Below are 12,778 nucleotides of genomic sequence, written 5' to 3'. Positions count from 1 at the left end.
CCCGTGAGGGCTGTGGCCGGGCCTCGTCGCCTCGTCTACGCCGCCGCCGGAATGGCTCTGCTCGCCTCCCTCGCCACGGCCTGCGCCGATGCGGACGCTTCGGCCGGGGGCGGTTCGGGGAAGGCCTTGCAGGCCAGCGGTTCCACCACGGTAGCTCCCGTCGCCGCGGACGCCGCGGAGGCTCTCAAGGGGCAGGGGCTGAACATCACCGTGGCCACGCAGGGCGGCTCGGCCGGCGGCATCTCGCAGCTCGGGGCGGGGCAGATCGACATCGCGCTCAGCTCGAAGCCCATCGCGGACAAGGACCGCTCCGACAACCCGAAGGCCGACTTCGTCACGACGCAGATCGGCTCGGACGCGGTGGGCGTGATCATCAGCAAGCAGGTCGCCGACGCCGGGGTGAAGAACCTGACGGTGGACCAGGTCAAGGGTCTGTTCGAAGGGAAGATCACCAACTGGAACCAGGTGGGCGGTCCGAACCTGGAGGTCTTCATCTACGACAAGGAGCCGGGCCGCGGCACGCGGGAGGTGCTCGACAAGTACCTCTACCACGGCGAGAAGGCCCCTCCGGCGCCCAACTCCGACCATTTCGCCATCGTGGGCGGCAACCTGGAGACCCGCACCAAGCTCGAATCGACGCCGGGAGCGGTCGGGCCGCTGTCGACCGGCTTCATCGAGGGGAGCGACAAGCTCGTCGCCGTGTCCCTCGACGGCATCCCCGCGACTACGGAGAACATCGCCTCCGGCAAGTACCCGATGAGCAGGCCCCTGTTCCTCATCACCAACGGCCAACCCAAGGGCAACGCGAAGACGTTCATCGACTACCTGATATCCGACAAGGGCCAGGAACTCCTGCCGAAGCACGGCTACCTGACGCTCAAGCAAATCGGGAAGTAGCCCCATGGCCGTCAAGACGCTCGATCGGCCGCCGGCCGCACCCGAGCCCGAGGCGTTGCCGCGTCCGCACCGGTCCAGGTGGGTCTGGGCCTGGGTGTTCACCGGAGCCTTCTTCATGGCGGGCCTGCTGCTGGTACTGATCGGGTACCTCGGCGCGGGCGTCCTCGGCGGCGAGGTCGACTGGCCGGCCCTTCTGACGGAGTCGGCCTGGAACCCCGGCGATTCGGTCTTCGGCGGACTGGCCATGATCTACGGGTCGGCCGTCGTCTGCCTGATCGCCCTGGCGCTCGCCGTGCCCGTCGGCTGGGCGGCCGCCATCGCGCTGTCCGAGTACCTGCCACCTCGTCTCGCGCGGCCGCTCCGCATGAGCGTGGAGCTGCTCGCGGCCGTTCCGTCCATCGTGTACGGGCTCATCGGCATCCTCGTGGTGCGTCCGGTCATCGCCTCGATGGCGGACGTGCCGGGCGGGGACAGTCTCCTCGCGGCCGGGGTCGTGCTCGCAGTCATGATCACCCCGACCATCGTGGCCGTGAGCGTGGACGCCCTCTCGGCGGTCCCGGACCGGTACCGCGAGGCGGCGTTCTCTCTCGGGCTCACACGGCGCGAGGTGGTGCGCTCCGCCGTACTGCCGCTCGCCCGTTCGGGGATGCGGGCGGGGGTGCTGCTCGGCCTCGCCCGCGCACTGGGGGAGTCCATCGCCGTGTTCATGGTGGTGGGAAGGGCGGACGGGCGCCTGCCGGAGTCCCTCAAGGGCGTCTTCAACTCGCTGGTCCACCCGGGTCAGACCCTCACCACGAAGCTGGCGGGCCCGGAGCCGGTCCTCGCCGGCACGTCAGGCCCGTACTTCGCCTCGATCTGTGGTCTGGGGCTCGTGCTCCTCGGGCTGGTGGCGGTGACGACGGTCTGGGGGACGCGGGAGAGGGCCGGTTCGGAGACCGCGCGCAAGCGGCGAGGGCACCGCCAAGCCGCCAGGCTGCGGGGTGAACTCGACCGGGCCGTCGGCACCATGAGGGTGATCGCCCTGCTGCTCCCGGGCGTGCTGCTGATCGGCATGCTCGGCATCCTGGTGGCGCGGGGGAGCGACGCCTTCAACCCGGTGTTCTGGTTCTCTGCGGCTCAGGGCGCGGCGGGCGGCGGTGTGAGCGGGCAGATCACCGGCACGCTCCTGCTGGTCGTCACCACCGGACTGATCTCGCTGCCCCTGGGGTTCGGCGCCGGGGTCCTGCTCGGTGTCCACGGGTCGACGCGTACGGCGCGGGTGCTGCAGACGCTCACCGTCGTCGTGGGAGGCACGCCGACGATTCTGCTGGGCCTGGCGGGGTTCGTGATCATCTGTAGCGCGATGGGTTGGGGGAGGTCCTGGCTGGCCGGGGCGTTCGTCCTCGTACCGGTCGTGGTGCCGGTGGTCGCGCTGACCACTGCGGGCCGCGTCAGGAGCATGCCCGCGGAGATGACGGAGAGCGCGCTGTCGCTCGGGCTCACCCGCGCCCAGTACATCCGCTCTGTCGTCGTGCCGTACACCTGGCCCGCGACCATCACCGGCCTGCTGCTCGGTCTGGCCCGTGCCGCGGGGGAGACGGCGCCGCTGATCTTCACGGCCACGGTGTTCTTCGGTGCTCCGGCGCTGCCCAGCGGCATCGTCGCCTCCCCCGTGCAGTCCCTGCCCACCCACATCTTCACCCTGTCCCAGGACTCGGGCGATCCCCAGGCGGTTGCGCAAGCGTGGGGAAGCGCTATGGTCCTGGTGCTCATCACCGCGGTACTCCTGGGCGCGGCCGTCGCGCTGCGCAACCGCTTCGAAGGAGAGCGATGGACCACGTAATCACCGTGCGGGAACTCCGCGTACGCGACCGGGAGAAGCCCCTCGTCGGACCGGTTTCCTTCGGGCTGGAACACGGGTCGACCACGGGACTCTGCGGCCCTTCGGGCGCGGGCAAGTCGACCGTCCTGCGCGTCTTGGTGGACCTGCTTCCCGCCGGCCTCACGCGGGACGGGGAACTGGAAGTGCTGGGACGGCCGATCGCCGCCGGCAAGGGCGACGCGGACCTGCGGGCCAAGGTCGTACTGGTGCCGCAGACCCCGGTTGTCTTCGGGGGCAGCATCCTCGACAACGCCCTCTTCGGCGTCCGGCACGTGCTGCGGGCCTCGCGGGAGGACCTGCACGCGAGGGCCGAACAGGCGCTCAACGAAGCCGGGTTGTGGAAGGAGGTGTGCGACCGGCTCGACTCGCCGGCGCAGACCCTGTCCGCCGGTCAACGTCAGCGGCTGTGCCTGGCCCGGGCGCTCGCGCTGGAACCGGCGGCCCTCCTGCTCGACGAACCCACGAGTGCGCTGGACGAACGGAGCAGGGACACCGTGGAGGAGTCCGTGGCCGCTCTGCGCGGCCGACGGACGGTTCTGATCGTCTCCCACGATCCGGCGCAGGTGGACAGGCTCTGCGACCGGAAGGTCATGCTGGAGCCGCCGGTCGCGGTGGAGCGGGCGGTCGCCGTGGCGACCTGAGTGGTTCGAAGGGCCCGCTCGGGGGCTGTCCCGGGCGCGGACAGCGTTTGACGCGGCCGCGGACCGCGAGGGCGGTGAAGCCGAGGAGGACGGGCTCGGTGAGCCGGGAGGTCATCTCGACGTAGGTGCCGACGGTGGTCAGGTTCTGCCCGGAGGAGCGGAAGACCACCGAGTCGACCACCACGCGCGGGCTCTTCTCGAACCGCTTGGCCGACAGCCGCTTCAGGATCGGTCCGGAGGGGTTGACGTACGTGGTGCAGGCCCCGTTCGGCACGGTTGCGGGAGGAGCGGCGCTCCAGGCGGCGCATCTCCATCTCCGCGTAGTAGAAGTCGGCGGCACCGGGCTCGTCCTTGCCGTCTTCGAAGCCCTTGCGGAGCTGCCGGTAGAGCGCGGCCAGTGCGGCCGGACCCGGCACGTGGGCTGCGGGTGCGGTGCCGGGCGCGTCAGGCACCCATCCGGCGCGCAGTCTGCGCCGGTGGAGGGGAAGGGCCCGCCAGTGGTGCTCCTCGGCCAGGGCGAGCCGCTGGGTCCTGCGCAGCGGGATCACCCTGCGCAGGTCGGTCCCCGCCGGCGCCCGGGCGAAGACGGTGTCCCCGAGCTGGGGAAAGGCGCCGTGTGGGCGGTGACCGCGATCGGCTGGGTGATGACGGCGTCCGACAGATCCACGTCGCCGTATCGCAGTCGCAGGATGGCCGTCGATTCCGTCGCGTTGTCGAACCAGGCGTCGTCGCCGAACACCGTGCCCTTGAAGCCTGCCTCGGCCGCGAACACCGCGCCTTCGAAGCGGGCTTCGGAGGCGAAGGTCGCGTAGTCGAACGTGGCCCGGCCGAAGCGGGGCCGTTCGATGGCTGGGTCCCAGAGGGCGTCGAACAACACCCGGGCCAACCCCATGGAGAACGTGACGCCCTGGTGCTCGACGTTGTCGCCGGGTGACAGCGATCCCAGGTACGCGGTGAGCTCGGCGGAGGTGAAGTGGGCCAGGCAGCGGGACAGGCCTGCGGTCTGCCGGCCCCGACAACGCGCCCGGGTGTGCGGTCCAGGTGTCGCGGGCCCGGCAAGATCCGGAAGAGACGGCTCAGGGGTCCGCCCCGGTGGGTAGCAGGTGTGCGGGGTGTCGGCTGCCCATCGGTGTGTCCGGACCCGGAGTTGCAGTGCGAAGCCCGGCCGGACCCGTGGTCTCAGCAAGGGCGCTTGCGGCCGCTGTCGGCAGTTTCCTGGGCGCTCTTGGCCAGTCGGCCCAGTTCGGCTGCCAGGGCAGCCAGGCCGCTGGGCTTGAGGCGGTAGTACGTCCACCGACCGCACGGCTCGGTTTCGACGAGGCCGGCCTCGCGCAGGACCTTCAGATGGTTCGAGAGGTTGGTCTGCCGTGCACCCGTCTCTTCGACCAGGTGAGTCGTACAGAGAGCCTCGCTCGCCAGCAAGGTCACGATCCTGAGGCGCAGGGGGTCGGACAGTACGCGTAAGACGTCACTGTCAACTGATGTAACCATGCGCTGATCATGGCACGGGAGGGCCCGGTGCAGCCAGTGCTTCACCGGGCCACCCGCTCTTCCGTCATCGCAGCCTGACGGGACGACGCACTGTGGTCTGGTCGATATCGGACGTCCGTACGGTCAGGGCCAGTTCCCAGTCGCCGGGCATCGGCACCTGGAAGTCGGGGACCGTCCAATGACCCTCCGACACCCTGCGCAGCGGAATCGGCAGCGGTCCGATCCCGTGGGACGGGGAGGTCAGCGAAGCCTCCACCGCGGGGACGTCCAGGGGCATGTCGGCCGGATCCGTCAGGGTGACATGGACTCCGTTGGCTCCGGGCAGGCCGGGATCGATGATGACGAGAGCCGACCCCGAGCCCTTGGGTCCTCCCGTATCGAAGGCGACCTCGACGGAGACGGGGCCTGCTACGCGTGACATCGCAGCCGCGGCGGACGCTTCCGAACGCGCGGGCTCCGTCGATGTCAGGGCGGCGGTCAGTGCGATCACACACAGGCCGAGTACGGCCTCGGACGCCACCGACCGGCGAAGCCGTGGGAGGGGAGGGCCGGGGCTTCCGGGAGCGGTCCGGGTGAACCGCCTGGTCCAGCGGTGCGAGACGTACCCCAGGCACAGCAGGACCGCGACCGCACCCAGCTTGGCCAGGAGCAGGAGGCCGAACCGAGTCTCCAGCAGGGCGGAGGGCGAGCCCACCTGTCGCCAGGCCTGGTAGAGCCCGGTCACGACGAGCGCGCAGACGCTGACGAAGGCGACCCGCGAGAACCTGGCCAGGGCGTCGGCCGGAACCTCCGTCCGGCGCAGCAGTGCCACCGTCAGGACGAACAGCCCGCCGACCCACGTTCCCGCGGCCAGCAGGTGCACCGTGTCGACCGGTACGGCCACGAGGCGCTGCAGGCCGGCCGAGGCGTGTTCCGCCCCGGCCCAGGTACCCGCGAGGCTGGCGGCCGCGAGGGCGCTCCACCCGAGCAGCCAGCCCGACGGGCGACTGCCGACCGCCGATGACGTGGCCCTGCGTACCCACAGGACGGCACACGCGATCAGAAGGACCGCGCGCACGCCCAGCAGGACGCCCGTCTTGGTGCGCAGCACCTGGACCAGTCGCGACAAGTCGGCCACGTCCTCGACCCTGCCGGTGCCGGTGTAGGCGCCCCGGAGGGCCAGCAGGGCGAGTGTGGAGCAGAACGCCATCCCCCAGCCGACGGCCAGGGCGCGACGCAGGTGGGAGTGGGCCTGCCCTTCGGGCCAGCACCACAGGAGGAAGCAGGAAGCGCCGAAGAGGAGGATCACGCCTCCGTACGCGCCGAACCGTCCCGCTGCGTAGGCCCGGCCGACGACCCCCGCGTCCGGGTTCCGCGTACCCGCATCCGCGGACACGGAAGTTGCCGACGGCGCGCCCACGGAGAAGGTGAAGGCCCCCGCGATGGGATGGCTGTCCGCGGACACCCCCTGGTAGGCCACGGTGTACGTCCCGTTCGGTAGCTCGGCGCGCAGCCCCACGGCGTAGGCGTTGCCGTCTTCCGCCCGGGGGCGCGCGTCGTCGACCCTTCGTCCCTGCGGGTCGAGGACCCGGAGGGAGTCGGAGGTCAGGGTGATCCCTTCCGAGAAGACGAGCTGCACCCGGGAGGGCGGCTCGGCGATCACCGCTCCCCGCGCTGGAGTGCTGCTCGTGAGCACGGCGTGTGCCTCGGCCGGACTCGCGCCCGCGATCGACAGCCCGAGGCCGGCCAGACACGCCACCAGGGCAACGATCCACACACGGACACGGGAAGCGGTCACCGCCATCGAATGCCAGCCCCCGGATCAGGCGTTGCCGCGTCGGCGGCCGACGAGGACGGCCACGCCGAGACCCGCCACACCGACGGCAATCCCCACCCCACCGAGCCAGCGGGCGGTGCCGTCGCTCTGGTGGGAGGAAGCGGCGGTGTCCTCGGTCTTGTGCCCGCCGGCCTTGGAGGGCTCGCTGCCCTTGGCGGGCTCACCGGAGGGCGCCGGCGTGGCGGACGCCGCCCCGTGGTGGTCGTCGGCCGCGGCGGAGAGCTTCAGCACGGGGGCCGGGTGCTCGGGTGCCTCCTGCCCGGCGACCGGGGGCTCGATCCACCGCACGACCTCCGTGCTGCTGTAGGTCTGCAGCGCCTTGAGGACCAGTTCATCCGCGTCCTGCGGCAACTGCCCCAGCGACAGTGGGAACTTCTGGAAGTAGCCGGGCTCGATCCCCTTGCCCGTGGCGGTCCACGTCACCTTGCTGACGACTTCGGTGATGCTCTTCCCGTGGACGGTCAGGGGCTTGTCCAGCTTGGCCTTGGTGACCACGATGTCCCACCCCGCGACCGGCTGGGGCATGACCGAAGCCAGGGGGTGCTCGGTGGGGAAGGACACCTCGACCGAGACCGTGGAGGCGTCGGCACGCTCGTTGGGGACCTTGACGTTCACGGTGGCGTAGCCGCCCTTGGCGGCGGCGCCTTCGGCTTGTACGGACACATGGGCGAGGGCGGGCGTCGTCAGGAAGGCGAGGCCGGCGACTGCCGTGGCGGCGATGACGCCGAGGCGGGAGAAGGAACGCATGGCGAAGACTCCAGTGGGACGTGTCCCCGTGCCGGGCCGGGTGGGGCCGGGGCGAGAAGGGGGACGAGATAGGGGTGGCGTGAGAGTTCCCGGCTCGATGGACGCGCCGAAGCGGCGTCAGACGAGTACGGGCACCCCTGGGGGAGGGCCTCGTCGGATCACGTCGTACACCAGGAGCGATGCCAGTCCCGTAGCCGCAGGGTCGGGCCGATGTGTTGAGCACCGGACGAGCCTGGTGGTGTCAGGAGGCGAGCACCGCTCGGCCCGGAGGTGGATCCGGAGCGCGTGCACGACGTGGGCAATGCCCCGGGCCACGTGCAGGTGCGCGAGTCCGAGGATCCGCTCGGCCGCGGTGTCCCCGCCGTGGAGTACCCACGCGATGCTCGCCGACGCCACGATGTGACCGCATGCCATCGGAACCGTCGGCACGAGGGACACCCAGGTGGGGCCGGCCGCCATGCCCGTGTGTGCTTCGGCCGTCATGCCGTGGGGCATCGGGCTCGAAGCCCCGGCGCCCGCGAAGAAGACGTGCAGTCCGATCTGGAGGGCGCAGAGGCTTCCGGCGCTCATCGGGACGGGCAGCCGTCTCCGGGCAAGGGGAGCGAAGAAGAGGGATGCCGCTGCGGCCCCTGAGAGCAGGGTGCAGGCCGCGGGCGACGTCCCCGTCATCAGGCTGTGGCCGAACGCGGACAGCAGCACCGCGACGGAGGCGAACACGAAGGCGCGTACCGGCCAGGACCCGTGACCGGACCGTGAGCGCGTAGGGGAACTCATCTTCACCCCCTCTCGGGGTGCGCGGGAGAGTGTGTGACCGAAACAGGTCGGAAGCCGGGGATCGAACGATCAATGGGCATACGAAACGGGCCAGTTGAGGCGGCTCCCGGCGGGCCTCACTGTAGCGCCTTGATTAGATGAATATCTAGACACGGGATCCTGGTCCCCCTAGGCTCGCGGCGCCTCATACACAACAGGGGGAGTTGGACGTGTCACACAGCAGCAAGCCGGTCTCCAGGCGGAACGTGGTCCAGGGCGCCGTGCTGACCGGTGCGGCCCTGGCCGTGAACATCCCGTCGGTCGCGGCGGCCGATGGATCCGCCGCGAGCGCAAACCTCAACACCAGCGGCGAAGGTGGCTTGTTGAACTACACCGAGGGCTCGGCAGCCATGCAGCCCGACCGGACGGTCACCAGTGCCTGCCAGTTCTGCAATTCGAACTGCGCGCTGTCCGTAGGGGTGCGCGCCGAGCGCGTCATCAGCGTGCAGGGTGCCGCCGGTGATCCCGTTCAGCAGGGGAACATCTGCGTCAAGGCGCCCATGATGGCCGAGCTCGTGCACAATCCGCTGCGGCTCAAGAAACCGCTGATCCGTACGGGCGGCCGCAAAGGTTCCAAGGAGTCGGCGTTCCGCGAGGCCACCTGGGACGAGGCCCTCGACGTGATCGCCCGGCGGCTCCTCGCGCTCCGCGACGGCGGCGAGGCCGCGGCCGTCGCCAACCGGACCAACGGACGTCTGCCGCGCGGTACCGGTTCGCTCGTCGGCCGGCTCTTCGCCCTGCTCGGCAGCCCGAACAACACGGACGTCGGGCCGGTGTGCAACGACGCGGGCGGCAACGCGCTCAAGACCACCTTCGGCATGGGGAACTTCACCAACGGCTACGGGACGGACGGAGCCACCGGCAAGGACGACCTGGGCTCGGCCGGCTATTTCCTCTTCCTCGGGACCAACCAGGCGGAGACGCATCCCGTCACCTTCGACTACCTGCTGCGCGGCCGGGCCCGCACGAAGGCGAAGCTCGTCGTCGTCGATCCCCGGGAGACCCCGACCGGCGCCCTCGCCGACGAGTGGATCGCCCCCAAGCCGCACACCGACCTCGCCCTGGTCCTGGGGATGCTCCATCACATCCTCGACGAGAAGCTGTACGACGCGGAGTTCGTCGAGCGGTGGGTCCTCGGCTTCCCGGAACTCAAGGCCCATGTGGCCGCCTCGGGCTACACGCCCGAGTGGGCGGCCTCGGTCACCGGAGTGCCGGCCGAAAGCATCCGTCGCATCGCGCGGGACTACGCGGGCGCCGAGTCGGCCGCCATCTTCTGCAACGCCGGCATCTCGCACCAGCTGGGCGCCTTCGACACCTACCGGGTCATGACCTTCCTCGCGGCCGTCACCGGCAACATCGGCAAGCTAGGCGCGGGCTGCAATTTCATGCACAACACCTGGCCGGGCGACCTGCACCTGCCCGAACTGTCGGTCCGCACGCCGAAGGTGACCCATGCGCTGCCGGTCGGTCCCGACTATTTCGCCGAGTCGATCCTCACCGGGAAGCCGTACCGACTGAAGGCGATCATCACCCAGGGCAACCCCCTGATCTCCTCGGCCAATACCGAGCGGGTCAAGGAGGCCTTCAGGCAACTCGACTTCTACGTCTACACGGGCCTGTTCATGGAGGAGGCCGCCTACTACGCGGACGTGATCCTCCCTGTCAGTTCGCCCCTGGAGTACGAAGGCGTCTACATGCGGCGCGACGACAGGGCCATCCGCTGGCAGGAGGCCGCCGTAGCCCGCTGCGGTGACTCGAAGCCGGACTGGGAGATCTGGATCGACCTCGCCCACGCCCTGGGCCGCCGCGACCGCCGCAACGCGCCCTCGTACTGGACCGACGCCTTCCCCGTGGCGTGGAAGGACTACCCCACGCTGTGGGCGGAGTTCGTGAAGCACACACCGGGGATGGGAGGCATGACCAGGCAGCGCATGCAGAAGCGCACCGAACCCCTGCGCTGGCCGTGCCCCACCTCCGAGCACCCCGGCGTCAGCGCGCTCTACCAGGACCATCCCTCCTGGTACGAGGCCGCCGAGTCGCTGGGTGCGGCGAAGGGCCGTCGGTTCCTGACCCCGAGCGGAAAGATCGAGATCTACACGGGGGAGCTCGACAAGCAGCTCGCCGTCGCCGGCCATCACGCGCTCCCCAGCTTCTACACCCACCCCGAGGTGACCGGCGCCCACCCCACGATCGCCTACGAGGACCGCTTCGTCGTCAGCCCGGTCAACCCGCAGGCCCTCACCCACCCTGTGAAGCTCGGGGTCAAGGGGAACGGGGCCGTGCACCGCGACTACCCGCTCATGGGTATGAGCGGCCGGCCCAGCGTCGTGCACTTCGCCTCGGTCACGCACTGGACCCCCAGCGGCGCGCAGCTCAACGGCATCCGGCTCCTGCAGATCCACCCCGACACCGCACGACGGCTGGGAATCGCCGACCGCGACGACGTCGTCGTGGAGAGTCCCCGGGGGAAGGTTGCCGCGACCGCCCTGTACTGGCCGGGCATCCGGCAGGACACCGTGTTCCTCCCCAACACGTTCGGTCCGGCCCAGCGGCTGGCCCAACAACTGGGCGGAGAGCGGTACGAGGCGGCCAACACCCTTACGGACGACCGCTATTACGACAACCTCTCGGGGCAGCAGGCGTACAAGTGCTTCGCCTGCAGGGTCTCCAAGGCCTGATCCACCTTCGCGTCCGGCGATCCTCCTCTGTGCGAGTCCCCGCCGGACGCCCCGCCCCGCCCCCGCGCGACACACCCCGCGCGCGGGGGCGGGGCACTTCCCGTCCGACTCCGCAAGGGTGTAAATCAGCCTGCCTCAGGCCGGTTGCGGAAAGATTAGACAAATGTCAAACTAGCAAGATGTCACAGCTTGAGGTGATCGATTCTTCGTCCTGCTGCGCACCCGTCGTGGCCGCACCCCTGGATGCCGAGCGCGCCACGGACGTGGCCAAGATGTTCAAGGCCCTCGGCGACCCGATCCGCCTGCGCCTCCTGTCGATGATCGCGTCGACACCGGGCGACGGCGAGGTCTGTGTCTGTGACCTGACCAGCCCGTTCGAGCTGTCGGCCCCGACGATCTCCTACCACCTCAAGATCCTCCGCGAAGCCGGTCTCGTGACCTCGGACCGCCGTGGGACCTGGGTCTACTACAGCCTTCGCCGCGACAGCCTCGCCAGCCTCTCCGGAATCCTGGCCGTACCCGGTCCGCCCGTGCTGTAAGTGTCGCCCTGGGCCGGGCAGTACCTGTCGGCAGCGCTGCTACGGCGTCAGGCGAGTGCGGCGACGGCGGGGGACGGGGTCAGCTCGGGTGAGAGCAGGGCCGTCTGCGGCTCCTTCGCACGCTGCGGCCGTTCGTCATTGCACGAGCACGGGCGATACCAGCCGAACTCCACCGCCTTGGCCCCGGCTTCGAAGCGGCTCCGGGCGCCCAGCCGCTCCATCAGCTCGGCGATCATGCGCCGTACCGTACGCAGTCCCAACCCAAGCTTCTTGCACACCGCTTCGTCGGTGAGGCCCTGCCCCATGAGGCGCAGGATTTCCCTCTCCAGGGCGCTGGGTTCGTCCAGTTCCGACTGGTCGGGAGCGTCCAGCGGGGTCATGCTCTCGCAGAGCCGCTCGAAGAGCGCGACGAGACCGGCGAGATATCCGGCTCCTGTCACCTGGACCGCTCCCGCTCCCGGATCCTCCGGGTCGACGGATATGAGGGCGGTGGTGCGGTCGTAGACGACGAACCAGAGCGGGACGGTCGGGAGGGTTCCCACCTTGCCGCCGCTCTGGGACAGCCACCTCGCGTACGAGAGGTCGGCCCGGTGGTTGTAGACGCTCTCGCGGTAGATGTTCCACACGGAGACACCGCGATCGAGCATGTCCTGGTCGAGGAGGCGCCGGGCTTCCAGCGACTCGGGGCCGGTCATGTCCGAGGGCAGGAGGTACACACACTCGCCGGCGGTCTTCGCGGCGAGGAGCTCCATGCGCGTGTGGATCTCGGCGGGTGACGTCAGTCGTTCCCAGCCCTCGGGAGAACCGGGTGCCCGCGCCTCCTCGTACTCGTCGGAGAGACGGTCCATGGCGGCCTTGATGTACGCGAACTCCTGCTGACGGCGCAGGATTTCGGACTGCTCCCGCTGGAGCAGCGTCCGGAGTGCGAGCGGAGGGCGGGACGGGACCAGTGTTCCCGCCACGGAGCGGAGCAGGGACAGTTCGACCAGTCGGTCGACGCTCCGGCGCACCGCGTCCTCGGGGGCACGGATTCCGCTCAGCAGGGACTCCAGCCGGCAGCCCTGCCGGCTGAGTGTGAAGCGGTAGATCTCGTGCGCCAACTCGTCCAATCCCAGCGACTGCAACATCAGCGCCCCCAGGGTGTGTTGCTGAATTGAATTTCTTCAAGTTAGCACGGTGGCAGGCTAGTTCTGGTTCAGATTCGGCCGACTTCGATCACGTGAGGCAGCATGTTGCACGGCAGCTAGCTGCCCAGCGGGGGAGCTTCCCCGCCCCCCTGATCGCCCCGCAGGCTC

The 12,778-nt window shown here is 70.0% G+C and carries 11 protein-coding genes; 5 read left to right on the top strand and 6 right to left on the bottom strand.

What is annotated here, in order from left to right:
- Window positions 1-12: 12 nt before the first annotated feature.
- The 3 genes from ACE1OC_RS03830 to ACE1OC_RS03820 are packed head-to-tail and all read left to right on the top strand — an operon-like array spanning window position 13 to window position 3,399.
- The gene (locus ACE1OC_RS03830) at window positions 13-897 is read left to right on the top strand and encodes a phosphate ABC transporter substrate-binding protein (RefSeq protein WP_407835803.1); all 885 of its coding nucleotides are present in this window, start codon (window positions 13-15) and stop codon (window positions 895-897) included.
- Window positions 898-901: 4 nt separating this feature from the next.
- The gene (gene pstC, locus ACE1OC_RS03825; protein ID WP_407835802.1) at window positions 902-2,719 is read left to right on the top strand and encodes a phosphate ABC transporter permease subunit PstC; all 1,818 of its coding nucleotides are present in this window, start codon (window positions 902-904) and stop codon (window positions 2,717-2,719) included.
- Complete coding sequence (locus ACE1OC_RS03820; RefSeq protein ID WP_407835801.1) at window positions 2,707-3,399, top strand: ATP-binding cassette domain-containing protein; 693 nt, start codon at window positions 2,707-2,709, stop codon at window positions 3,397-3,399. The genes pstC and ACE1OC_RS03820 overlap by 13 nt, the downstream gene beginning before the upstream one ends.
- 544 nt (window positions 3,400-3,943) lie before the next feature.
- On the opposite strand, the gene ACE1OC_RS03815 is transcribed toward ACE1OC_RS03820, so the two are convergent.
- The 5 genes from ACE1OC_RS03815 to ACE1OC_RS03795 all read right to left on the bottom strand — a co-directional run bounded on the left by ACE1OC_RS03815 (window position 3,944) and on the right by ACE1OC_RS03795 (window position 8,227).
- Complete coding sequence (locus ACE1OC_RS03815; RefSeq protein ID WP_407835800.1) at window positions 3,944-4,291, bottom strand: pentapeptide repeat-containing protein; 348 nt, start codon at window positions 4,289-4,291, stop codon at window positions 3,944-3,946.
- 287 nt (window positions 4,292-4,578) lie between these two features.
- The gene (locus ACE1OC_RS03810; protein ID WP_407835799.1) at window positions 4,579-4,890 is read right to left on the bottom strand and encodes an ArsR/SmtB family transcription factor; all 312 of its coding nucleotides are present in this window, start codon (window positions 4,888-4,890) and stop codon (window positions 4,579-4,581) included.
- A gap of 64 nt (window positions 4,891-4,954) precedes the next feature.
- Window positions 4,955-6,646 carry a copper resistance protein CopC gene (locus ACE1OC_RS03805; RefSeq protein ID WP_407835798.1) on the bottom strand — a complete coding sequence of 564 codons (1,692 nt, stop codon included), beginning with the start codon at window positions 6,644-6,646 and terminating at the stop codon, window positions 4,955-4,957.
- 45 nt (window positions 6,647-6,691) lie between these two features.
- Entirely contained in the window at window positions 6,692-7,453 is a 762-nt protein-coding gene (locus tag ACE1OC_RS03800) for a YcnI family protein (protein ID WP_407835797.1), read from the bottom strand.
- A gap of 117 nt (window positions 7,454-7,570) precedes the next feature.
- Complete coding sequence (locus tag ACE1OC_RS03795) at window positions 7,571-8,227, bottom strand: hypothetical protein (RefSeq protein ID WP_407835796.1); 657 nt, start codon at window positions 8,225-8,227, stop codon at window positions 7,571-7,573.
- 209 nt (window positions 8,228-8,436) lie between these two features.
- On the opposite strand from ACE1OC_RS03795, the gene ACE1OC_RS03790 reads away from it, so the two are divergent.
- A complete protein-coding gene (locus ACE1OC_RS03790) occupies window positions 8,437-10,944 on the top strand; it encodes a molybdopterin-containing oxidoreductase family protein (protein WP_407835795.1) in 2,508 nt (835 codons plus the stop codon).
- A gap of 179 nt (window positions 10,945-11,123) precedes the next feature.
- The gene (locus ACE1OC_RS03785; protein WP_407835794.1) at window positions 11,124-11,483 is read left to right on the top strand and encodes an ArsR/SmtB family transcription factor; all 360 of its coding nucleotides are present in this window, start codon (window positions 11,124-11,126) and stop codon (window positions 11,481-11,483) included.
- Between the two features lie 47 nt (window positions 11,484-11,530).
- Here the strand turns inward: ACE1OC_RS03785 and ACE1OC_RS03780 are convergent, their stop codons facing one another.
- On the bottom strand, window positions 11,531-12,610 hold the full coding sequence (locus ACE1OC_RS03780; protein ID WP_407835793.1) for a helix-turn-helix transcriptional regulator: 1,080 nt from the start codon (window positions 12,608-12,610) through the stop codon (window positions 11,531-11,533).
- Between the last annotated feature and the right edge of the window lie 168 nt (window positions 12,611-12,778).

The sequence above is a fragment of the Streptomyces stoeckheimensis genome, from assembly GCF_045822005.1.
GTDB lineage: Bacteria > Actinomycetota > Actinomycetes > Streptomycetales > Streptomycetaceae > Streptomyces > Streptomyces stoeckheimensis.
Note: the sequence above shows the minus strand (reverse complement) of the source record. Positions and strands in the feature narration are given on the sequence as shown.

Excerpts from the sequence above, each read along its gene's own strand:
- ACE1OC_RS03815 (WP_407835800.1), bottom strand. The coding sequence starts at position 4,291 with ATGGGGTTGGCCCGGGTGTTGTTCGACGCCCTCTGGGACCCAGCCATC.
- ACE1OC_RS03800 (WP_407835797.1), bottom strand. The coding sequence starts at position 7,453 with ATGCGTTCCTTCTCCCGCCTCGGCGTCATCGCCGCCACGGCAGTCGCC.
- ACE1OC_RS03780 (WP_407835793.1), bottom strand. The coding sequence starts at position 12,610 with ATGTTGCAGTCGCTGGGATTGGACGAGTTGGCGCACGAGATCTACCGC.
- ACE1OC_RS03795 (WP_407835796.1), bottom strand. The coding sequence starts at position 8,227 with ATGAGTTCCCCTACGCGCTCACGGTCCGGTCACGGGTCCTGGCCGGTA.
- ACE1OC_RS03810 (WP_407835799.1), bottom strand. The coding sequence starts at position 4,890 with ATGGTTACATCAGTTGACAGTGACGTCTTACGCGTACTGTCCGACCCC.
- ACE1OC_RS03820 (WP_407835801.1), top strand. The coding sequence starts at position 2,707 with ATGGACCACGTAATCACCGTGCGGGAACTCCGCGTACGCGACCGGGAG.
- pstC (WP_407835802.1), top strand. The coding sequence starts at position 902 with ATGGCCGTCAAGACGCTCGATCGGCCGCCGGCCGCACCCGAGCCCGAG.
- ACE1OC_RS03785 (WP_407835794.1), top strand. The coding sequence starts at position 11,124 with ATGTCACAGCTTGAGGTGATCGATTCTTCGTCCTGCTGCGCACCCGTC.